This is a genomic window from Motilimonas cestriensis (assembly GCF_021295315.1).
GTDB classification, from domain to species: Bacteria; Pseudomonadota; Gammaproteobacteria; order Enterobacterales; family CBDFNC01; genus Motilimonas; species Motilimonas cestriensis.
This window is the reverse complement of the sequence record NZ_JAIMJA010000015.1, coordinates 50,205-70,777: the sequence shown is the minus strand read 5'-3', so window position 1 is coordinate 70,777 and position 20,573 is coordinate 50,205. Positions and strand designations below refer to the sequence as shown.

General features: G+C 46.1%; 15 protein-coding genes. 1 reads left to right on the top strand and 14 read right to left on the bottom strand.

The genetic code is table 11. From position 1 onward, the window contains the following. Positions 1-34 precede the first annotated feature (34 nt). Entirely contained in the window at positions 35-1,378 is a 1,344-nt protein-coding gene (gene pmbA, locus K6Y31_RS14700; protein ID WP_233053712.1) for a metalloprotease PmbA, read from the bottom strand. 108 nt (positions 1,379-1,486) lie between these two features. Between pmbA and yjgA the strand changes: the two genes are divergently transcribed. After that, positions 1,487-1,996 carry a ribosome biogenesis factor YjgA gene (gene yjgA, locus K6Y31_RS14695; RefSeq protein ID WP_232799946.1) on the top strand — a complete coding sequence of 170 codons (510 nt, stop codon included), beginning with the start codon at positions 1,487-1,489 and terminating at the stop codon, positions 1,994-1,996. Positions 1,997-2,131: 135 nt separating this feature from the next. Here the strand turns inward: yjgA and tldD are convergent, their stop codons facing one another. From tldD to K6Y31_RS22350, 13 genes are all read right to left on the bottom strand, one after another. After that, positions 2,132-3,577 (bottom strand): metalloprotease TldD, encoded by a 1,446-nt coding sequence (gene tldD, locus K6Y31_RS14690; protein ID WP_233053711.1) that lies wholly within the window; start codon positions 3,575-3,577, stop codon positions 2,132-2,134. A gap of 2 nt (positions 3,578-3,579) precedes the next feature. Next, positions 3,580-4,413, bottom strand: a complete 834-nt coding sequence (locus K6Y31_RS14685) for a carbon-nitrogen hydrolase family protein (protein ID WP_233053710.1) — start codon at positions 4,411-4,413, stop codon at positions 3,580-3,582. After that, on the bottom strand, positions 4,364-8,284 hold the full coding sequence (locus K6Y31_RS14680; protein WP_233053709.1) for a YhdP family protein: 3,921 nt from the start codon (positions 8,282-8,284) through the stop codon (positions 4,364-4,366). The genes K6Y31_RS14685 and K6Y31_RS14680 overlap by 50 nt, the downstream gene beginning before the upstream one ends. 8 nt (positions 8,285-8,292) lie before the next feature. Then, positions 8,293-9,762, bottom strand: a complete 1,470-nt coding sequence (gene rng, locus K6Y31_RS14675) for a ribonuclease G (RefSeq protein WP_233053708.1) — start codon at positions 9,760-9,762, stop codon at positions 8,293-8,295. 245 nt (positions 9,763-10,007) lie between these two features. Then, positions 10,008-10,571 (bottom strand): Maf family protein, encoded by a 564-nt coding sequence (locus tag K6Y31_RS14670; protein ID WP_233053707.1) that lies wholly within the window; start codon positions 10,569-10,571, stop codon positions 10,008-10,010. After that, positions 10,571-11,053 carry a rod shape-determining protein MreD gene (mreD, locus tag K6Y31_RS14665; protein WP_232799952.1) on the bottom strand — a complete coding sequence of 161 codons (483 nt, stop codon included), beginning with the start codon at positions 11,051-11,053 and terminating at the stop codon, positions 10,571-10,573. Before mreD ends, K6Y31_RS14670 begins: the two co-directional genes overlap by 1 nt. After that, positions 11,046-11,951 (bottom strand): rod shape-determining protein MreC, encoded by a 906-nt coding sequence (mreC, locus tag K6Y31_RS14660; RefSeq protein ID WP_232799953.1) that lies wholly within the window; start codon positions 11,949-11,951, stop codon positions 11,046-11,048. The genes mreD and mreC overlap by 8 nt, the downstream gene beginning before the upstream one ends. Before the next feature lie 251 nt (positions 11,952-12,202). Further along, positions 12,203-13,249 (bottom strand): rod shape-determining protein, encoded by a 1,047-nt coding sequence (locus tag K6Y31_RS14655; protein WP_232799954.1) that lies wholly within the window; start codon positions 13,247-13,249, stop codon positions 12,203-12,205. A gap of 214 nt (positions 13,250-13,463) precedes the next feature. Beyond that, positions 13,464-18,116: an H-type lectin domain-containing protein gene (locus K6Y31_RS14650; protein WP_233053706.1), complete on the bottom strand. Its 4,653-nt coding sequence runs from the start codon at positions 18,114-18,116 to the stop codon at positions 13,464-13,466. Then, on the bottom strand, positions 18,117-18,569 hold the full coding sequence (locus K6Y31_RS14645) for a hypothetical protein (RefSeq protein ID WP_233053705.1): 453 nt from the start codon (positions 18,567-18,569) through the stop codon (positions 18,117-18,119). Further along, positions 18,541-19,377 (bottom strand): PilW family protein, encoded by an 837-nt coding sequence (locus K6Y31_RS14640; protein ID WP_233053704.1) that lies wholly within the window; start codon positions 19,375-19,377, stop codon positions 18,541-18,543. The genes K6Y31_RS14645 and K6Y31_RS14640 overlap by 29 nt, the downstream gene beginning before the upstream one ends. Further along, the gene (locus K6Y31_RS14635; RefSeq protein WP_233053703.1) at positions 19,377-20,024 is read right to left on the bottom strand and encodes a type IV pilus modification PilV family protein; all 648 of its coding nucleotides are present in this window, start codon (positions 20,022-20,024) and stop codon (positions 19,377-19,379) included. Before K6Y31_RS14635 ends, K6Y31_RS14640 begins: the two co-directional genes overlap by 1 nt. Further along, positions 20,014-20,565 (bottom strand): type IV pilin protein, encoded by a 552-nt coding sequence (locus tag K6Y31_RS22350; RefSeq protein ID WP_282560187.1) that lies wholly within the window; start codon positions 20,563-20,565, stop codon positions 20,014-20,016. Before K6Y31_RS22350 ends, K6Y31_RS14635 begins: the two co-directional genes overlap by 11 nt. Positions 20,566-20,573 lie beyond the last annotated feature (8 nt).

The following is a 20,573-nucleotide window of genomic DNA, read 5'->3' as shown; positions in this document are numbered from 1 at the left end:
TTATTTACGCTTCATTCGAGGCGAGCGATAACAATTAACTGCCCGCGATCTTCATATTGTCAATCAGCACCGAGCCTGTTTGCAGGCTGCTGCGCGTATCGATATCACTGCCAACGGCCTGAATCCCCATAAACATGTCTTTCAAGTTACCTGCAATAGTGATTTCATGAACCGGGAAAGCCAGTTCACCGTTTTCAACCCAAAAGCCCGCTGCGCCACGAGAGTAATCACCCGATACAGCGTTAACCCCTTGCCCCATTAGCTCAGTCACATACAAACCCGTGCCTAACTGGCGCAACATGTCTTTAAAGTCACCTTGGTTACTTTGTACAAACCAGTTATGAATACCACCGGCATGGCCAGTCGTCGTCATGCCAAGTTTACGAGCGGAATAACTGGTTAGCAGGTAAGTATTTAAATCGCCACCTGAGATAATCTCACGATCTTGAGTTTTTACCCCTTCAGCATCAAACGGTGAGCTAGCAAGGCCCGATTTAATATGCGGTCGCTCGCTAATATTAAGCCAACTTGGAAACACTTGCGTGCCTAAGCTGTCTAATAAAAACGACGATTTACGGTAAAGACTACCGCCACTTATGGCATTAACTAAATGGCCAAACAAGCTTACCGCACTATCGGCAGAAAATAGCACCGGACAGTTACAGGTGTCGATTTTCCGTGCACCTAAGCGCGCCACTGTACGTTCGACGGCTTCTTGTGCGACCCGTTCTGGACGCCACATATCAGCAATATTACGGGTCATGGTGTAACTATAATCTCGTTGCATTTCATCGCCTTGTTGCGCGATTAACATACAACTTAAACTATGGCGGCTAGACAAATAGCTTTGTACGTAGTCATGACTATTACCATAGACTTTAATGCCTAAATGGCTGCTAAAACTGGCGCCATCAGAATTAACAATGCGGCTATCTGCCGCCAGCGCGAATTCTTCACACTGCTTAGCAAGGGCTAAGCCTGATTCGGGATCGAGTGAAGCAGGATGAAACAAGTCTAAATCTTGCGGTTGACGTTCAAGTAAATCGGCATCAGCCAACCCTGAAAAGGGGTCTTGGCTGGTATGTTTAGCAATGTCAATTGCCGCCTCAACGGCACGCGCTATTGATTCCTTGCTGATATCTGAAGTGGATGAATTACCTTTACGACCATCGACATAAACACTAATGCCCAGTGCGCCATCATGGTTAAATTCAATGTTTTCCACTTCTGCCATTCGGGTATTAACCGATATTCCCGTTTGACGACTAACTGCGACCTCTGCTTGGTCTGCCCCGAGTTTTTTTGCCATCAAGACCGCGTCAGCAACTGCTTGCTCTAACTGGTCTTGTTCTTGTGCAATCAGACTTGTTGGCTCCATGTTATTTCTTCTACTCCGATACATTTCTGCCAAGCATATCATGACATGAGGAGCTTGCGACAATTTGCTGGTAAGATAGTCATATCAAACCTACAAGAATGAACCAATATGCATCCAGAAGACGAAAACGACATCATCAGTAAAACGCAACTTAAGCAAGAAAGTGAAGCACTGCAAAAGCTCGGGGCCCGCTTGGTTAGCTTGAGCCCGAGTCAACTCAAAAACATTCCACTGTCTGATAATCTATCTGACGCTATCAAGCTGGCACATAAAATCAGTAATAAACACGAAGCATTGCGCCGCCAATTACAATACATTGGTAAGTTAATGCGCTCAGAAGATCCGGAGCCTATCGAAGCAGCGCTAGACGTATTAACCAATAAACACCAAGCCGCAACTCACGCTTTTCATCAACTTGAATTGCTGCGCGATGAATTAATCAGTGAAGGTGATGAGGCTATCTCGCGTTTAATGGAGCAGCAACCTAGCTTTGAGCGTCAAAAGTTACGCCAGCTAGTGCGCCAAGCCAACAAAGAAGCGGCGGGTAATAAACCACCAAAATCCTCACGTGAATTATTTAAATACTTGCGTGAAATTATGGTCGATAAGCAGGGCTAAATCGTTTAATGGCAACATAGACACTGGTTAAATGGTTTAAAGAAAGCGCTACACAACAAAAAGCAGTAATGCTTTTTGTTGTGTTACTTTAATTTTCTCAGTTAGTAACTACCTAATTAAAAATAGCTTTCTCTGCTAGTTAGTGCCACCAATGGTTAATTCATCTAATTTCAATGACGGCTGTCCAACCCCCACAGGCACACTTTGGCCATCTTTGCCGCACACGCCAACACCGGGATCTAACGCTAAGTTATTCCCTACCATCGACACTTTCGACATGGCTTCTGGGCCATTACCAATCAAGGTTGCACCTTTAATCGGCGTAGTCACTTTACCATTTTCGATTAAATAAGCTTCAGATGCAGTGAACACAAACTTACCTGAGGTGATATCTACCTGACCACCACCAAAATTAGGCGCGTAAATGCCTTTTTTCACACTGGCAATCAATTCATCATGCTCGTACTTGCCTGGCAACATATAAGTGTTAGTCATGCGTGGCATTGGTAGGTGCGCATAAGACTCACGGCGACCATTACCGGTTGGCGCTACGCCCATTAAGCGCGCATTGAGCTTGTCTTGCATGTAACCTTTTAAGATACCGTTTTCGATTAATACTGTGTATTGCCCCTCGGTACCTTCATCGTCAACACTTAACGAGCCACGACGATTAGCAAGGGTAGCATCATCAACGATAGTACAATGTTCAGAAGCAACCTTTTCACCAATGCGACCAGAGAAAGCCGATGCACCTTTACGGTTAAAGTCACCTTCCAATCCATGGCCAACGGCCTCATGAAGTAACACGCCGGGCCAACCTGATCCCAATACCACAGGCATCGCGCCGGCAGGAGCATCAACCGCTTCTAAATTGACCAAGGCTTGACGCACCGCTTCTTTAGCATAACCAAACGCGCGCTCTTGGCCTTCAACTTGCTCGGTAAAGTACACCATGCTGTAGCGACCACCGCCACCGGCACTGCCACGCTCACGACGGCCATTTCTTTCGGCTAACACCGAACAGTTAAATCGAATTAAAGGCCGTATATCAGCAGCGAATGTGCCATCGCTGGCAGCCACTAACATTTCTTCATACACCGCAGCCATGCTCACAATCACTTGCGTGACGGCGGGGTTTAAACTGCGCGCATACGCATCAACCGATTTCAGCAAGTTGATTTTGGCTTCTTTTTCAAGACAGTCAAGGGGGTCTAATTCTGGATAAATAATCTTGCCATGAGTGGGTGTTAAAATTTTAACCTTACCCGATTGACCCGCGCCGGCAATGCCTCGAGCAGCATTGGCTGCCTGTTGTAAGGCGGCAAAACTAAGTTGGTCAGAATAAGCGAAACCCGTTTTTTCACCACTGACCGCGCGAACCCCGACGCCTTTTTCAATGTTAAAACTGCCTTCTTTGACAATACCGTCTTCAAGTACCCAGCTTTCATGGCGACTTGATTGAAAAAACAAATCAGCGTAATCCAAATCATGCTGGTACATACTCGCCAGTACCGATTCTAATTTGTCGCCATTTAATTCTGTTGGCCCTAACAAGTGCTGACAAACGGTTTCAAAGCTCATTCTTAATCCTTTTTGTTGAGTCTTTGCCCAACTATACGTTGATGTTCCATAACAGGCATACGACGGCGAATATCTTCCAGTTTAGTCAGGTCAACAGCGGCACTTAGCACCCCTTCACCTAATTCTAATTGTTCAACTATTTCACCCCAGGGGTCAATAATACAGGAATGACCCCAAGTTTGTCGCTCCTTGCTATGATCGCCACCTTGGTTGGCAGCAACAATATAACACTGAGTTTCTATCGCCCGAGCCTGTAACAGAGGCAACCAATGCGCTTTACCCGTAACATAAGTGAACGCCGCCGGGACAAATATCACTTGTGCTCCCGCCAGCCTTAGCTGCTGAAACAAAGCTGGAAAACGTAAATCGTAACAGATAGTCAGGCCAAGGGTTAGGCCGTTTTCATTAAGGTAAGCCAGCTGGTTGCCGGGCTTGAAGGTATCAGACTCTTGATAACTGCCTTTGCCATCAGCCACTTGAGCATCAAACAAATGCAATTTATGGTAATGCTTAATGAGCTGCCCTTGCGGTGAAAAAACGAGGCTTGAGGTGTAAACTCGATCCGCCTCCTCACTCTCTATCGGAAAGCTGCCGCAAACTAAATAAATATTAAAACGCTGAGCAAGCTTTGCTAAAGCATCTTGTAACGGCCCTGCACCTAACTTTTCTTTGGCAGCTAAATAGTCTTGTTTAACACCAAAAATAATCGCATTTTCGGGGAGTAACACCCATTGTTTCGGTTTAGGCGCTAATTGATATAGGAGTTGTTCAATCCGAGCGAGGTTGTCAGCGGATTTGCTGCAGCTTATCAACTGAATCAGTGATACGTTGTTCATAAGACTCCTTAATTTCTCTCGGTATTTCGACCACCCCTTTTTCACGACCTATTTCACTAATTTCAGGGTTAGAAATATCACCTTTAAGACTAAAATTAACTCCTGAAATGATATCGACTGCCGGCTCAAAAATTTTCGATAGCAGCAATACATACAGCCCTGTCACTGGAGTGAGTGTGAAAGCCGCTAGCACAGGTAGGCTTGAAGTCACATCAGGGTAAAAAGACATCTGATAATCCATTTGCCAACGGTTAAGATCGAGCTGACCTCTCCCTTCTAGTCGCCCCGCCGCCGCATCAAGTATAAAGTCATCACTATTAACTAAGCCATTCGTGATATTTGCCGTGCTCTTGATCGAATCAAAATATAAGCCGTCGACAAATACGTCACGAAAATCTAAGTTTAACTTTCTGCGAATGGAGTCTAGGCTAAGTAAGCTAAATAACCGTGTACCTTTATCACTCACATCAGCAATATAGCCCGTATTTGTCGCCAACTTCACCTTACCGTTAAGACTGGAGGTATTGAACATATTCGGACTTCCCAACCAACTTAATTCAAAGTCAGCCACCCCGGAGGTCTCCTTCATCGGGCTATCATAGCCCTGCGTTTGCGCAAACCGAGCAATATTTTGGCTCTGTATTGCAATATTTATACGGGTTTGTTGCTGCTTTTCACCCGACCAGTCGCCGGTCATATGTACATCAGAGTGGCCGTATAACAAGCTTAAATTATCGAGCTTAATACCCTTGCTATGACGGGTAAACTGCCCTTGCACCTGGCCTAAGTTAGTACTGCCTATTTGACACTTTTGACAACTCAGTTGCGTGTTTTTCAGGTGTTGCCAAGACCAAGGTGATGGCTGACCAGACATTCCAGCGCTAGGTACCACAAGATCAGGTAAATGCAGGCGCTGAAAATCAATCGAGAGTAAATCAGCAGTATCAACAATCTTGCCTTTGCCTTTATCAGATGTCAGCGTTAACGCCCACTGCTGCGGATCGCGACGCGCACTCATCGACAAACCATACACAGCTTGTTGCCAAAACTGCACTTCATTCACGTTAACCTTGATAAAGTCGGGCTGCCAATCGTTCTGTGGTGCGTTCGTTTGAGGCCAACTTTGCTGCTGCCACCACACCAACCAAGGGTCTAAATCAAGTTGGTTCAAGGCCACGCTCACGGCTTTTGAGCGAGCCGGAGACTGACTTGGCAACGTTTGGCCAAAGTGCAACCACCAGCGGCTTTCTGCTGCATTTTTTGCATTCATCGAGGCGCGAATAAATAGTTTATTCTCTAACTCAGCGTTTAACTCACTGCCTTTCTCACTCCCTGCTAGCTTAATCGACAAAGGCCAATCGCGCAGGCTATTTTTATTCATTGGCGCGGGCAGCCCGATCCCAAGGCCTCGGGTGTCCGATGAAAGCTGTAAATTGTAGTGGTAACCGCCTTGGGCAAAGCTTTTATAATTGAGACTAGCTTGCCAGCCCAAGTGCCCGTTTAAGTCCAGCGGTTGTAAAGCCGACCATTGCTTATTCAGCTTTTCAGCAGACCAGTCGGCTAGCACATTGACCTTAGCTTGGTAGTCATTGGCTTGCTGCTCAGCGCTAAAGCGCACCGTTACCGGTTGCTGTTGCCAGTTGGCCTTAATCGCTCCGTTATTTAAGTTACCCTGGTCAAATTCAAACTGCCCAGTCACTTGAGTAAGCTCTAACTCCTGCTGCTTGTCAGCGCTTAATGGAATGTTCACCCTATTCTTGTTTAATGCTATCGCGCCGCTCACCTTGGCAGGACCACCATTAAGAGGAATACCAAGTTTTAAATCACCGCTAATTGGCCCTGACACCACCACTTTTTCAAGTGCTACCCCGACCGAATCAGCCAAAGGCGACGCTTGTAAGTAATCACTGATATCACGACTATCACCTTGAATAGTCGCGTTAATTTCTAAACTGGCGTCGGGCGCAAAGTGCGCAATGGTGCCGCTAATTTTGTCAGAGCGCGCTTTCATTAGCGTCGCATCTGAGCTTTCAAGGAACAATCCCGCGTTTTCAAACAGCAAGTTAATCTGCATTTTACTTAACGGTGGCCAACCGGGATAAAAATGGAATTCCGTATCAGTCAACGGCACCCAAGCCTGAAATACCCCTTCACCCTTGTTATAAGGATATTGATCGAGCCGACCATGCCACAGTATCTTCGCTGTTTCTACCTCACCGGCAGCAATCGTTGGCTGTAAATAGTCATACACATTTTGCCCCATCCATTGGATCGGAAAATACTTGTCGGCTTCACTGGCGCGCTTAACGTTAGCTTCACTGTATAACGATAAAAACGGCGAACCACCATTAGACCAGTCCAGCTTAAATTGGCCTTGCCAAGTTAAGTCTTGATTACTAAATAAAACGTTATCGCTGCTTAACGTGGGCCCGCGTAAGCCGTATGACCAGCGTAGCGGCACACTCAGGCGACCAACCTTAATTGGCGCTTGAAACTGCTTTGTAAAATCAAGCTTCGTATCCGTCAACGCCAACGATAGGCGGCCACCTACTTCAGACGCCAACACTTGAACCATCGCGCCCTGTAAGCTTGGCAAACCAGCATTGGCCTTAAGGTTAATATCCGAAATAACACTATGGGCGAGGTACTGCCCTGATTTCATTTGGTATAGCACTTGCGAGCCTTGCGCTTTAGCCATCGGCTTAGCGTTTGTCCACCAACTGTCTTTATTGGCTAACGGATCAGCAAATAACGAGCCCAGTGCTAAGAACGGCGCAAGCTCAATCTCACCCAATGACCCAACTAAAAAACCATTATGCTGATAAAACTGAAAATTAAACGTGGAATTAAGTAACGTTTGTGCTTTTTTTTCAGGCGATAAAGTTGATTCGACTGCTTTAGTATTGTCGCGCGGCACAGCCGTTGATGATACATTGAATTCACTGCCATCAATCTGCCATCCCGCCTCTGTTGGCCACCACCTTATCAAGCCAGAGTTAACGGTGAGTTGATGCCCTTGCTGCTGACTCTGCCATGCTAATTGAGAAGGTTGGATGTGTAATTGAGCACGAGTTACGCCTTGAAAAGAAAAGTCTGCCCACGCTTTAAAATTAACATTGGCAGCAAGCAACTCGCTATGCTCTGCCACCCTTTTAGCTAGCAATGGTACCAAGTTAAGGGTTTCACCTTCAACATATAACTGACCAAGCCAGTCACTGAATAATGGCGATGAGGTTTCCTTAATATCGAGCACAAAATTAAATTCACTATCTTGCCCCCCTTCTCCAATCCGCCCTTTGCCAACCCCTTGGTGGCGCTCATCTAGATTGAGCCAACTCAGTTGTTCTATGTTAAAGATAGTGTTCGGAGAGTGTTCAGCATGTAGGACAATTTGGCTATCCAAAATAACAAAGTCTTGAATTTTCTCTAACAGAACAGATTGCCAAACTTGGCTATTTAAAGGGGCAGAAGGAGAGTCAGTTGTACCAAAGCGATCAAGGTATAAGTTTAGTTTCACGCCAGAAAGGGCGATACGGCTAAATACCCACTGTTTTTGTTGCACACTTTTCAGCAAATCCAATCGAATGCGAGTTTGTGCGATGGTGACATCAAAAGGCTCGTCAGATGCTGGCAACCAAGTGGCATCTAGCACAACCAAAGCAGGACCATAGCGATCCCAGGTAGCATCAAGACTATCGAGCTGGATATTAAGTTGATGCTCAGTCAGAAACCAAGCATTCAAATCATCTTTATAGCTGTTGAGCATGGGCAACATGGCCCGAAATAAACTGATGGCAATGGTAAAGAGCACAAGAACAATGGCAAAGCCCAACCAAAAACGGCGCAACCAACGTAAGCTAAACTGCCTCACTCCTTCACCTACATCATCACAACGTCAAACTGCTCTTGAGCATAAAGTAGCTCAGGGCGAACCTTCACCTGCTTGCCGATAAAAACCTCTAGTTCAGCTAAGCTATGGGATTCATCGCCTAATAGACTCTCAGAAACGGCACTTGAGGCGTAGACCAAAAAGCGGTCAGAATCATAAGCCCGGTTGACTCGCATGATCTCGCGTAATATTTCATAACTAACAGTTTCAACAGTCTTCACGCGGCCTCGGCCGTTACATTCAGGGCACTCTGAACACAAAATATGCTCTAAGCTCTCACGTGTGCGTTTACGCGTCATTTCAACTAAACCAAGCTGAGAGAAGCCACTAATATTGGTTTTAGCGCGATCTTTTGCTAGCGCTTGCTCTAAGCTATGTAATACACGACGCTGATGCTCTTCTGACTGCATGTCGATAAAATCAATAATGATAATACCGCCTAAATTACGCAACCTAAGCTGACGGGCGATGGCCTGAGTCGCTTCGGTATTGGTATTAAAAATAGTTTCTTCTAGGTTTCGATGGCCAACAAAAGCACCAGTATTAATATCTATGGTGGTCATCGCCTCTGTTTGATCAATAATCAAATAGCCACCAGATTTAAGCTCGACTTTGCGATCGAGGGCGCGCTGCGTTTCATTTTCAACATCGAAAATATCAAAGATTGGCCGATCGCCGGGATAGTACTCTAGTCGCGTGGTGAGTTCTGGGACAAATTCACGGGTGAATAAGGTTAACTCATCAAAGGTTTGTTTTGAATCGATGCGAATACGCTCGATTGCCGTGCCGACAAAATCGCGCAATACACGAAATGCCAAGCCTAAATCTTCATATAAAATGCTGCAGGCTTTATGACTGCTTTTACGGCTTAAAATTTTACGCCACAAACGTTGTAAAAACTCGGCATCTTGTCGTAACTCTTCTGCGCCCGCCCCTTCAGCGGCGGTGCGGATGATAAAACCGCCGAGTTCGTTAACATGACTGGATGTAAGCTCTTTTAAGCGCTCACGCTCCGTTTCACTTTCAATGCGCTGTGACACACCAACATGCGCACTGCCGGGCATAAATACTAAATAACGAGAAGGAAGAGTGATATCTGTGGTTAACCTAGCGCCTTTAGTGCCAAGGGGATCTTTTACCACTTGTACCATAATGTCTTGGCCTTGACGCACTAACTCAGCAATATTGCCAGCTTGGAAGTGTTCCTTTTCTACCTTAGCGACACACTCAGTATGAGGGACTATATCTGAAGCATGTAAAAAAGCCGCTTTATCTAAGCCAATATCGACAAAAGCAGCCTGCATACCGGGCAAGACGCGACTCACTTTGCCTTTATAGATATTACCAACGATGCCTAACTTAGCTTGGCGCTCAATATGCATTTCTTGCAAAATACCACTTTCAACAATGGCGACGCGGGTTTCACTTGGGGTCACATTGATTAATAATTCAACATTCATAAGGCATTCCATGGTCTGGTCATCACAGTCAATGTCACCCCAGCTCGGTTAAAAAAATTAAAATCGGCTCAAAATCCACTACCAATCAAGGTTAACATTCTATTCATCATACTGGTTGCCAGCCTGTTTATATTGTCATCAATATGGCGATTACTGGCACAATCGCAACCATCGCAATTAAAACCTAGCGGGCGATATTTTGCCTACATAACAAGCTAAACTGTCATTTTTTTGATTGGTTTAAGCTATTGAATAAACTGTTTAATTAAAGCCTTTGTTTGGTGCAAAGGCAAGCCAACAACAGCACTGTAACTGCCATTAATGGCCACCACAAATTGTCCACCTAGCCCTTGAATGCCATAAGCACCCGCTTTATCTTGGGGCTCTCCCGAGTCCCAATATTGCTGCATATCTGATTCAGATAAGTGCGCAAATTCTACTTCAGTTATGACGCAAACAACTTGTTCAAGATCACCATGAACTAAAGCAACAGCAGTCATAACCTGATGTTTTTTAGCCGATAACTGACGCCAAATCCGACATGCGTCATTAAAATCGAGGGGTTTTTCTAGTACATTTTCCCCCATCACGACTATGGTATCTGAGCCTAATACGGGCTTATCGCCGGCCGTTAATGCCTCGCCAGCGCGAGCCTTAGCCAATGCTAAGCGTCTAACATACTGCTCAGGATCTTCACTGCCTAAGCGTTGCTCAGGAATGTTAGGCAATACTAATTCATAGCTCACACCAAGTTGGGTCAACAACTCGGCGCGACGTGGCGATGCCGAAGCAAGATAAACCTGTGCCATTAACTCACTCCAAAATGGCGTCGTGTACGCCGTAAAATCAGAAATACCCAAGGCCAAATCAACATGGTGGAAATAATCGACCAGAAGTATTGCGGTACCAGAATAATGTCCGATACTAAATGCTCTGCCCAAAAGATCAACAACTTACAACTCACCGTCAATACGCCAATCACCACAGCTTGTTGCCAAACAGAAAAGTTACGGATCAATTGATAATTCATGGCGCAAACATAGGTGATCACCGCCAAGCCTAGCGCGCGCACACCTAAGGTTGAACCTAATAAAATATCTAAGATAAGGCCCGCCACCCAAGCCGTGCCAACATTAACCCGATGGGGTAATGCCAGTACCCAATACAGAATAACCAAGGTTAACCAATCCGGTCTAAACGCATCAAGCTGGGCTGGTAGTGGTAAAATCGCTAGCATCATGGCAACAATGATTGATAAATAAATCATGCCGCGGCTGTTTGCTCTATCCATTGGTAGCCTCCGATTTAGCTGGCGCATTATCTGGCTCAGGCGATACAGCGGGTTCAGGGGTTACAACTGGATCTGGCGACTCACTGGGCCACAGCAGCAGCAAATAGCGAATTCGGTCAAGGGATACGACTGGTTTAGCATCCACACGCGCATAAGGCATGCCTTCATCGTACTCAAAGCGGTCAATCACAGCGATAGGGTAACCTTCAGGAAAACGCCCACCTAAGCCTGACGTCACCAACATGTCGCCTTCCTTAATATCAGTACTATGTGGGATAAATGGAATATCTAAACGTTCTAAGTCACCAGTGCCGTTGGCTAAAGCTCGAATATCATTACGCTGGAAGCGAACCGGAATACCGTGACTGTTATCGGTAATCAGCAGTACTCGACTAGTGGTACTGCCCACCCGTAATACTTGACCAACCACCCCTTGGTCATTGACCACAGGTTGGCCTTCAAATACCCCGTTTAACGATCCTTTATCGATCACCACTTGATGGGTAAAAGGGTCTGAATCCACTTCCATGATTTCAGCCACCATTTTACGCGCATCTTGACGCACGGGAGATCCTAATAATTGACGCAAGCGATTGTTTTCTTCTTTCAAGTTTTCCATCTGCAGCAAATCACTGCGGATCAAAAACACTTGCTGCTCTAATTCTTGGTTTTTTGCTTGCAGTTGCTCACGACTGATCACCTTTCCAGCCACTGTATCAAATAGCTGACTCGGCGCGTTGGCCATGTACTGCAGTGGACTAACCAAAGAATTGAGAAAAACTCGATAGGGGGAGAACAGATCTAATTTACTGTCCAGAAAGATCAACGAAACGGATGCTACTACCGCGAGTAGCAACCTAAGTTGTAGAGATGGCCCTCGGCCAAACATAGGTTTCATGAATTATCGCTAAAAAACAAGGTCGCTCCAAAATACACGAAGAGATCGCGACACGAAAAAAAAGGGTAAATCATCATCGCAGCATGAGAGACAAAAAAGATAGCCGCGCACTAATTTCATTACCTAACTTGTTTTGATTTAAGGCGTTCCAATCACCTGCACCATTTTGCCAAGCTAAGTTGACACATTAGCGAGGAACATCCTGTTCCTCGTTTTACAACAATGTTAATGGTTAATCACAGCTTTAAAGTTTATTCGTAATTGAATAAATCGCCACCATGCATATCAATCATTTCAAGGGCTTTACCACCGCCGCGCGCAACGCAGGTTAGCGGATCGTCTGCTACCACTACTGGAATGCCGGTTTCTTCCATTAATAAACGGTCAAGATCTTGCAATAAAGCGCCACCGCCCGTTAACACCATACCACGCTCAGAAATATCCGATGCCAATTCAGGTGGCGATTGCTCTAGAGCCACCATGACAGCACTGACAATACCCGTCAATGGCTCTTGCAGTGCCTCTAAAATCTCATTACTGTTCAGCGTAAAACTTCTTGGTACACCTTCTGCTAGGTTACGACCGCGCACTTCAATTTCTTTTACTTCATCGCCCGGATAAGCGCTACCAATAGAGTGTTTAATACGCTCTGCCGTTGCTTCACCAATTAAGCTGCCATAATTACGACGGACGTAGTTAATGATAGCGTCATCAAACTTGTCACCACCAATGCGCACCGATGAAGAATAAACCACACCATTTAATGAAATGATCGCCACTTCTGTGGTACCACCACCAATATCAACAACCATCGAGCCAGTTGCTTCAGAAACCGGCAAACCCGCACCAATTGCAGCCGCCATTGGCTCATCAATTAAGTACACTTCACGCGCACCCGCTCCTTGAGCCGATTCACGAATAGCACGGCGCTCTACTTGCGTTGAACCACAAGGCACACATACCAGTACACGAGGGCTAGGGCGCAGAAAATTATTATTATGAACTTGCTTGATGAAGTGTTGCAGCATTTTTTCGGTCACATAAAAGTCGGCAATAACCCCGTCTTTCATCGGACGAATCGCTTTAATGTTACCCGGCGTACGGCCTAACATTTGCTTTGCATCACTACCCACAGCAGCAACACTCTTTGGACCACTGCCATTTCTTTCTTGACGAATAGCAACAACGGAAGGCTCGTTCAGTACGATGCCCTGATCTTTGACATAAATTAATGTATTAGCCGTTCCCAAATCGATAGACAGATCGTTGGAGAAAAGGCCTCTAAGTTTCTTAAACATGGAGATCCTGCAAAAAAATGGCGGAATTGCGCTAACTTTACCAACCCATTAATTATTCAGCAAGCGCCGTATCGTCTATCTTTGGCGATAGTGTGAGTAATTACCCATTAAGTTGATTTCGAATTAACAAAACCCCCATTAAGACGGTGTAAAAGATAGAAAATATGGCTTTTTAATGCTTTTTGTTAATTATTCTTCATAAAGCTTCAAAAGGTTAATTATTCACTTCTAAGCGATAAATAATGCGATCGTTCCCACGATACAAACCAAAGGTCACTTCACCCCTTGCACAATCATTAGATCGCGCAGAGGTAACACCACTGATCATCTCGTCAGAACAGCTATTGCTATTCCCAGTGCCACAGCTGTTGGTTATTTCACCAGAGCCACTCCAATCGAATCTCAACCAGCACAAAGTATTGCCAGACGCAGGGTTAAGATCTATGGCATAAGAGAATTGTCCACGCGCCAACGGCGCGCCAAATAACATATTCATTTCGCCATTGACCCCCTGGGCATTTAGCATCTTTATTGCGCTGCTTTTGTTCGCGATGGGGATCGGGGTTTCATTGCCGCCCTGATTTAATGAACCATCATCATTACTATCAACCGCCCAATTGAACTCAGCCACCGGAATGGAAGCGGCTGGCTGATAAGTTAACGCAGTACAACTGTCTAGGGTATTGGGCTCAAATTGACTGCCGTTGTACCGCTCAAGCACCAAAGGCACCCGTAAATCAGCCAATTCACTGCCATGGCGCGACTGGGCCGCAAGACGGCCATAATAAATACTACCTAAATTGCCTAATTCACAAACGCCTGCTGCGCCGCCATTATTGCAAAGGGTATTAGCATCTTGTTGCAGCTGCTCACCGTCTTTACCCATCACCGCCAACTGCAACGCCGCCTGCGAAAAAGGCGCTTCGCTAACAAACGGCCCGTCAACGCCATGAGGATTCAGCTTAGCCAAGCCAATCGGCTCAGCGGATAGTCTGAACTGACCGGACAGCCACTCAAACGGATGTGAGTTGATCATTAAACGTGAGCTTGAATCAGCTTGAACCAACACGCTGGCATTATTGGCAACCGACCAATCCCAGTTTTGATTGGTATCGCTCGCAGTCGGATAACCTTTAGCCGTGTCATAATTACTGACCACATTCGGGCTTACACCTTGGTTATAAGCACTTAAAGTGAGGCTAAGGGCGATGGCTTGTTGATCAAGGTAGCTAAATCCGCCAGCTTGGCAGGCAGGTAGTGCCAACATACTATCAGCTAATAAAAAAGCGGGGAAAAAGCGCCCAATTTGCTGTGTTGCAGCTGTAATAGGAGTAGCTAATTGCGCTAAAGAATCGTTTAAATAGTCTCTCGCATCAACCTGCAATGACAAGTTACCGACTTCACTCCAAGCAAGGTGCTGAATATGCGCCGAGCCTAACTCTGCAGGCTGCATAGGATAACGTTCAGAGCTGATATTACGCCCACTGAGTGTCACGTCGCCAAGCAATGGCGAGGTCGGGAGAATGACGTCATGAGAGAGTTGTAACTCATGATAAAAGCTGCGTGCAATCGGCTGAGTAGCACAATGATTATTTGGATCATCACTGCAATCAATTAACGCATCCACTTTCAGTTCAAAAGTGTCATAACTACGTTGAGTAGTAAAATCTATTCCGTCTGGTGGCAAAGCCGCGCGAATAAAGCCATCATCCGTTGCTACACCATTGGCCACGCTGGTTTCATTACTACCATCACGTAAATAACCAATGACCGAGTCAGTTTTAACCCTAAGCAGCCTTGGGCTAAAGGTGAACAGCTGACCACCTTGAATAATTTCATCATCAACACCAATGGTCGGCGCGCCCAACCCCACATCATCTCGAGCCGACAGTAATATTCGCCCAGCATCAGGATAATTGACCGTAATAGGCGCACTTACCCCAGAGGTAAAATTAATGGTTTGTTCAACCGCATTTAGCGCATCTTTAGCAATGGTTTGGCGGTTAATTTCGACACTGGTGCCGGCCACTTGGGCAGGCGCATCGTAACTAGACCAAAGCTTAACCTGCTGGTCGCCAGTGTACTCTGCAATCACCCCACAACTGCCAGTATTAGGGTCTTTCCCCACGGCAGTTAAGGTCACTTGAAAAGGTTTATTACTGTAATGATATTGGCCCGCACCGGGCCCAGATCTGTCAACAGCATCAATTTGATAGCCATAAGGCCTAAAGTCAACATTAGCACTGGCTAGGGTGCCATTACTGATATTCTCAGCGGTGACTGTAACGCTGCCACCTTGTTGATGGAAAAGACTTAATTCCACCTCGCCACTATCACCCGTGACAAACTGATAACTGGCTAAGCCGTTATCTAAGGTCGGATTGGGTAACAAAGTCCCCGCACCATCGACCAGCTGCCAACGACCTAAATTACTGCTAGTACTTAATTGTACCAACCCCGTATAAAGGGTATTTAGTCGGCCATCTTTTAACGCGCGAACTTTAATACTATGCGCTTCACAAGTTAACGCGTCCACCTCGGTAATCATTTCTAAACTTTCCGTTAACGCTGGGCCATTATTAGTAATGGCAAAGTAAGAAAAGCTCTCTTGCTGATGCTTACGCTCTATATCTGTGTATAAATCAGCATCCACTGCCATACCAAACTGCAAGCGGCTGATCTCACATCGCCTTGCCCAGCCGCCATTACCACCATTACGAGTACGCTTATTGGCAATAAGCAAAGGAGGAGTGAAGTAATCTTGCTGCAAGTTATTTAAGTTGACGCACTGATCACTAAGATCAAGACCGTTTGAGCCCGAGTTATGGTTATCGGCAAAACCAAATTCGTAGCGCACCTCATCGCCATTTTGGATAAAGCTACCTACCCCAGTACCCGCTAGCCATTGCACTTCTTCGGCTTGCAAACTGGATAACGGAACACCTGCTGGCACACAAGTTCCACCGCCCGAGGCATCAAATACGCCCGATGCTTCAAGCGCCACATCAAATGCACTTAATGCGTTGATACTGGGCACTTGCCCTGTAGCCGTTAACCAACAATTATTATTAAAGCTATGCCTTTGTAGCAATACGGCCGGCGCTTGCATAAATGCCCCCACGCTTAAATCAATGGTTTTCCAGCTGCCTCCTTGCTGACCTCGTTGCACCGCATTGACTTGCTCTATTCCAGCTAATATTTGATTACCATCAGGCAAAAGTGTCACACCAGGCAACACAGCAACATAATCGACTCGACTCATCGGCTTAGCCACCCCGCCATGTCGCGTTGGCGGGCTAACTTGTGCGACAGTAAAGCCCGTTGCAGTGACATTGGTCACTTGTAACGTCGCAGGGCCATCGTTATCAGGATCTGACGTATCCAAGTTAGGCATCACAAACACTAAAGGTTTAGCACTAAATGGTACATCAAAAGTCACCGACCCCAGCGCCACTTGCCCATACTGAATTTCTTGCTGAACTGCTGGTGGCGCATTGCGACACATACCATTAAAGTCCGTGTTAGCAATCGCATCAGGGCGATAGTTCACCGTGCCGTTATTACTTATTTGGCCAGCAGCGGCAATGGCACCATTAACTACCGCGCCCGGCGCAATACTGATGGTTCCTTCCGCAAATATAAAACCATTTACCGTGGTATCAGCGCCGATTTCAACGTTAGCCTTAGTCGCTATTAATAGATTTTCTGCCAAGTTGCTATTGTTTAAAACAATGGTGCCATTGGAGGCAAAGGTAGAGAAGTTACTCGTAAACAACATCCGCGTGGTCGCGCTGTTGTTTGCTAGCTGGTAACTATCATTAGCAAATTGGACAAAACCACGGCCATAGAAATAGTCCCGAGCTGCCAATGTTTCATCGGCGGCACTAGTCAGGCGATCAAAGTCACCATCAGCGCCATTATTTGGTGGGATATAAAGCACATCTGAACTGGTGGCATTAACGGCGCCATTAAACACATCTTCACATAAAGGTAAGGTCGAAATTCGGCTAGTAAAATCGATGACAATGTCATCCCAAGAAATATCAAATCCATTAAGCGCATTGATGCGCAACACATATTGGCCGGGAGCAAAATCTAAACTACTTAATACTGGGTTTGTTGCCACCACATCACCACTACCAGAGATATAACCAATTTGGTGAGAAGTGCCATTTGGCTCAATCAACAACAGTTCTGCTTGCGTATTATCAGGGTTACGTAAATTGTATAAGGTGATACTGGTGAAGTTAGACACTGTGGTTAATGCAAAGCTAACATCCAATGGATTAGCTGAGCCAGCATTAGGAAATAAGGAGTTGCCGGTATAGCCATCGTTATTATTGGTCGGTCCAATATGCTGACGCTGAATTAGCGCAATATCATCCGACAGCGCGCCCACAAGTTCAATATTGCGGTAAGACAGCTCATCCCAATCGTTACAATTATTACTGAATTCGCGACCTTGACCCTGCAAACATTGGCCCCAAGCAAACAGCTGATAATCTCCCGGCGCTAAGATTAAGCCAGAAATATTAAATGTGTGATTGCCTAAGTTAGCAATACCTCGATACAGCTGGTTACCCGATGCATCCCATATCACCAATACCGCCGGCTCAATGGTTGCACTGGCATTTAATAACTTCACTTGGGAAATAGGCGAGGCAGCAGTTATTTTAAAGTGAATGGGGTAATGGGCCTGATAAGTAGGTGAAATACCGCCATTGCTCTGCGACACAGCCACATTAGGGGCGATAGCATCGTTGCCATCACCAACTGTCATGCCGCCATAAAGCGTAGTATCGGCCCAAACCTGAGACTGTATCAGCAAAAAAGAAAAATAAACCAAGCATCTGAGCCAACTCCGCATCTAAATCTCCTTTGCTTGCGCTTGGATTTTACGTCGAGTGACAAACTCACCGGCATCACATTCGGCCACGCTGTCAATTTGATATAGCTTACGCGTGCTATCTGCTAATGTTTGGCACTCATAAGTCACTACGCAACCATGAAAAGCAGTTTGGCTGGATAGATCCAGTAAGGTAATAACGGGAGGATCATCAGGATCCGCACAAAAGCTGCCCACCCCGCCGCCTAACGGAAATAAACGAATAAACGCTTGCTCTATCCCAGCGTTGGCCGCTAAATAGGCACGGGTGCCATACACTTCATAGCCAATACCTTGTTGTGAATCTTGCAACATGCGGGTTAAGGCGGCAGCTAATAACGACATCACCACAATAATAAACACCGCGATCACTATCGTGCTGCCTTGCTGGCGCGATGCTTGCGCACTAAGGCACATTTTGGATATGAATAGCATGATGAAACACCAAAGATTCTGCGCCATTGTCGCGGCTAAAATTCAAAAACAACTTAACCACACTATTACGGCTTAAAGTGGCCTCGGTAACAGCAAACGGCGGCTGATAATCCGCAGCAGTAACCGGTAATAACCTTATGCCCTGCGCCATTAAACTGGAGCTGATGACTTGCTCGGGCGGCGTTTCACTGGCCCAGCGCATTTCTTCACGCTGTAAATCACCATTACTGAGCACACAATAACGCACTGGGCGAGTAACAATATAAATGCGTTGCGAGGGTGACGGTAAAGGCCAAAGTGACGCCGCAGCAAGTGCTAACTCATCTACATCACTGCCCGATGCAGCGCGAGTATAACCCGTCACGGGCAATACCGTGCTTGAGCTGGCGCTGTAGATATCATCACTACTTAAGGCATAAACAGCAGCCTTGTGCTCAGCACTAAAAGAATATTGGTCAAATGCAAACACCTTGACCACCGCCGCTGGCGCATCAGGGCTAACAGGCAGATCAAGGTAACTGCTGCTGGCCACGACCGGAACAAAACGTAAGCAGTTGCCATTGTTGCTAATTTGCTGACTGTTAGGCAAAGAGCCTCGGATCTCTCGGTTTAATCGCTCCATAGCAAATCGAGCGCTATTAAGGATTTTCTCTCGCTCTGCGACATCGCGATACAGTTCAGTGCCAAAGCCAAGGTAATTAGTGACCGCAATACCCAAGGCGGCAAGAATGATCATAACAATCACCAACTCAACCAAGGTAAAACCACGCTGAGTGCCATGAAGGGCTCGTTGCCATTGACTCCTCATTAGTAATTCCCCCGATAAGCACTAAATAACTGTTCGTTGCCACTGGGGGTTAAAATAGTTAAATCAATCCGCTTTGCCGTATCGGCTCCCCCGCCAAAACTGGGATCGCGCACAACATCAATTTTCAGCTGAAAATTTTGGTAAACGCCATTAAGTGGCTGACCTAAGGCATCACCAAAACTAACGGCATTAACATAAGGGGTTATATAATCATCCACGTCATTAAAGGTGTTTTCACCGCCGCCCCTCACTTCACCAGTTTCAGGCCCCAAACTTGTTGAACATAATACGATTTGTGCATTTGGATCGGCGTCCCACGCCACCCAACCTTGATTCGCTTGATCAAACCAGCTGCTGCCACTGACATTGGCATCGCCTTGCCACCAAATTTCACCGCAGCGATATAAGCCACCGTTATGATCTGAATACTGGTCATAAGATCGTGATACAATTTCATTTAAAATACTTTGCCCTAACTCCGCCGCGCGCATTTGATGCAAGGGATCGATACTCTCTCTCGATTGCGTTACCAACAGAGTAGTAAGAATTGTGAAAGCCACTGCCATCACCACAATGCCAACCACCAGCTCGACCAAGGTAAAGCCCAGTTGAGTGATTGATCGAATTAATGCTGGCTTAGGGCACATGAATATATCCCTGCTGTTCAATGCGAATACTTAAGTTATTACCTGAGCTAATGTTGATATCACAAGGAAAGCTATTGCCACAACCCACTTGCTCAATGCCGTGATAATCGAATAGGTAATTGGCTGGGCTAATAGTCACCTTGCTAGAAAAACCCACCAAATCGTAAGGATCGCCTTGATGCTCAGGCGCACTAGCATCACATGAAATACTTGCAGCAGGGGCTGTACAACTCGCACCGCTACGCGCCGTTTCGAGGGAATAAATACAGCGCCCCGCAGCAGACACTTGCACCACGGTCCAGTAACAGGCATTAACCGCCGCGTTAGGACTGGGATCGGCATTCATATTTTGTAATTGGGAAATACGTAAACGAGAGACAAGTTGGTCGCGCACGGTATAATCTTCAAAACTGCCAGAGGACAGCAGTTTAGGTAAAGCAAAGGCCGCCAAAGCGCCAATTAAAATAATCACTATCACCAGCTCTACCAAAGTAAAGCCAGTGGTTTTAGAGGTTAAAATAAATCGCCCTTGGCTGGCCATGGCATGGC

Coding starts and splice junctions, on each gene's coding strand:
- rng (WP_233053708.1), bottom strand. CDS start 9,762: ATGAATGTTGAATTATTAATCAATGTGACCCCAAGTGAAACCCGCGTC.
- K6Y31_RS14655 (WP_232799954.1), bottom strand. CDS start 13,249: ATGTTTAAGAAACTTAGAGGCCTTTTCTCCAACGATCTGTCTATCGAT.
- yjgA (WP_232799946.1), top strand. CDS start 1,487: ATGCATCCAGAAGACGAAAACGACATCATCAGTAAAACGCAACTTAAG.
- tldD (WP_233053711.1), bottom strand. CDS start 3,577: ATGAGCTTTGAAACCGTTTGTCAGCACTTGTTAGGGCCAACAGAATTA.
- K6Y31_RS14635 (WP_233053703.1), bottom strand. CDS start 20,024: ATGTGCCCTAAGCCAGCATTAATTCGATCAATCACTCAACTGGGCTTT.
- pmbA (WP_233053712.1), bottom strand. CDS start 1,378: ATGGAGCCAACAAGTCTGATTGCACAAGAACAAGACCAGTTAGAGCAA.
- K6Y31_RS14685 (WP_233053710.1), bottom strand. CDS start 4,413: ATGAACAACGTATCACTGATTCAGTTGATAAGCTGCAGCAAATCCGCT.
- K6Y31_RS22350 (WP_282560187.1), bottom strand. CDS start 20,565: ATGGCCAGCCAAGGGCGATTTATTTTAACCTCTAAAACCACTGGCTTT.
- mreC (WP_232799953.1), bottom strand. CDS start 11,951: ATGAAACCTATGTTTGGCCGAGGGCCATCTCTACAACTTAGGTTGCTA.
- K6Y31_RS14650 (WP_233053706.1), bottom strand. CDS start 18,116: ATGCGGAGTTGGCTCAGATGCTTGGTTTATTTTTCTTTTTTGCTGATA.
- K6Y31_RS14670 (WP_233053707.1), bottom strand. CDS start 10,571: ATGGCACAGGTTTATCTTGCTTCGGCATCGCCACGTCGCGCCGAGTTG.
- K6Y31_RS14640 (WP_233053704.1), bottom strand. CDS start 19,377: ATGAGGAGTCAATGGCAACGAGCCCTTCATGGCACTCAGCGTGGTTTT.
- mreD (WP_232799952.1), bottom strand. CDS start 11,053: ATGGATAGAGCAAACAGCCGCGGCATGATTTATTTATCAATCATTGTT.
- K6Y31_RS14645 (WP_233053705.1), bottom strand. CDS start 18,569: ATGCTATTCATATCCAAAATGTGCCTTAGTGCGCAAGCATCGCGCCAG.